1 protein-coding gene and 1 pseudogene are annotated in these 2,033 nt (G+C 64.4%); both read right to left on the minus strand.

Annotated features, from left to right (window positions below; all coding sequences use genetic code 11):
* Positions 1-95 (minus strand): annotated as a pseudogene (locus IGS61_RS27635) (myo-inosose-2 dehydratase); the annotation flags it as partial.
* Between the two features lies 1 nt (position 96).
* On the minus strand, positions 97-1,926 hold the full coding sequence (gene iolD, locus IGS61_RS27640; protein WP_230542492.1) for a 3D-(3,5/4)-trihydroxycyclohexane-1,2-dione acylhydrolase (decyclizing): 1,830 nt from the start codon (positions 1,924-1,926) through the stop codon (positions 97-99).
* Positions 1,927-2,033 lie beyond the last annotated feature (107 nt).

The following is a 2,033-nucleotide window of genomic DNA, read 5'->3' on the forward strand; positions in this document are numbered from 1 at the left end:
GCCGTTTCCAAAGGCGTCTCGCCGCCCAGGCTCGGCAAATCGTCGTTCATCCACGAAATCGGGTTGATGCCGATCTTCACATTCCATGTAGTCATTTCAATTCCTTTGTTTCAGGCGATCGTTTTCATAACGGGCACGGGCAAGCTGCACGCCGGCTTGCGTGGAGACCTCGGGCACGGCCACTTCCCACCAGCAACCACCCTCCTCGGTCGTGCGCGTGTCGTCCGTATTGATGCAGATCAGATACGTGCGGCTAGCTTCGCGGGCGCGCAGCATGGCTTGCTCCAGTTCTGCGATACTGGTCACGTGCTCGCTCAAGGCGCCCAAGGATTGCGCATGCAGGGCGAAGTCGATGCGGGGTGCGCTGTCGGGCAACATATTGTTGAACGAGGCATTGCCGCACGCCTGCTGCAGGCGGTTGATGCAGCCGTAACCGCGGTTGTCGAGCACGACGATGATGAGTTTTTTGTCTAGCATGACGGAAGTGGCGATTTCCGAATTCATCATCAGATAGCTGCCATCGCCCACCATGACGATCACCTCGGCATCGGGTTTGGCCATCTTGACGCCGAGGCCGCCGGCGATTTCATAGCCCATGCACGAGTAGCCGTATTCCATGTGGTAGCCGCCCGGCATTTCCGTGCGCCACAGCTTGTGCAGTTCGGCCGGCAAGGTACCGGCCGCGCAGACGACGATGTCGCGGGTGGTGGAGTCAAGTGAAGAGCGCTGCACGGCGCCGATGACTTCGCCGTCGTACGGCAAGCCGGCCACCTCCCGTTTGCCGGTAATGGACGCCACGGTGGCGCGCCAGGCATTCCCTGCCTGCTGCGCGCGGTCCAGCCACTGGCCCGCGCTGTTACAGCTGCCCAGATAGCGGGACAAACCTTGCAGCCCGAGGGTCGCGTCCGCCTGCAGGCCCAGGCCCCGGCGTTTCAGCGCGTCAAAGCTGTTGACGTTCAGGCTGAGCAGTTGTGCCTGCGCAAACAGGGAGTTGGACCCCGTCGTGAAATCCTGCAGGCGCGTGCCGACGGCCAGCACCACATCCGCGTCCGCCGCCAGCGCATTCGCGGCAGGCGAACCGGTGACGCCGATGGCGCCCAGCTGCAATGGGTGGTCCCACGGCAAGCTGCTCTTGCCGGCCTGGGTTTCCGCCACGGGAATGCCGTGCCGCTCGGCAAACGCCTGCAAGGCGGCGCTGGCCTGGCCGTACAGCACGCCGCCGCCGGCCACGATCAGCGGCTGTTTCGCGTTTTTCAGCAACGCTGCCGCCTCTTCCAGTTCCAGCTCGACGGGCGGCACGGCGCGGAAACGCACGACTCGCGGTTCGAAAAAGTCGGCCGGATAGTCATACGCCATCGTCTGCACGTCTTGCGGCAGGGACAAGGTCACGGGGCCGCAGGCGGCCGGGTCCGTCAAGGCGGCAATCGCGCGCGGCAAGGCCGTCAGTAGCTGTTCCGGATACACGATGCGGTCGAAATAGCGCGATAAAGGTTTAAAAGCATCGTTGACCGAGACGCTGCCGTCGCTGGCGTCTTCCAGTTGCTGCAAGACGGGGTCCGGCGCGCGCGAGACGAAGACGTCGCCGGGCAACAGCAGCACGGGCAGGCGGTTGACGTGCGCCAGCGCGGCGGCCGTCAGCAGATTCGTGGCGCCGGGACCGATGGAACTGGTCACCGCCATCATGCGCCGGCGCATGTGGGCTTTCGCATAGGCAATGGCCGAGTGCGCCATCGCCTGCTCGTTGTGGGCGCGATACGTGGGAAAGGATTCCCGGTACTGGTACAGCGCCTCGCCCAGGCCCGCCACGTTGCCGTGGCCAAAGATGGCGAAGGCGCCGCCGAACAAGGGCTGTCCATCCTCGGTGCGCAGCACGGACAGGTAGCGGACTAAAGCCTGCGCCATGGTCAAGCGGACAGTGGCGCTCATGCGGCACGCTCCAGGCGGTTGCGCGTGCGCTGCCACAAACTGATCAGCTGTTCGAAGTTGGCGCGCACTGCGGCGATCAGGCCCGCATCATCGAGTTCTCCGGCCAG

This window comes from Janthinobacterium sp. FW305-129 (assembly GCF_020858115.1).
Taxonomy (GTDB): domain Bacteria; phylum Pseudomonadota; class Gammaproteobacteria; order Burkholderiales; family Burkholderiaceae_D; genus Janthinobacterium.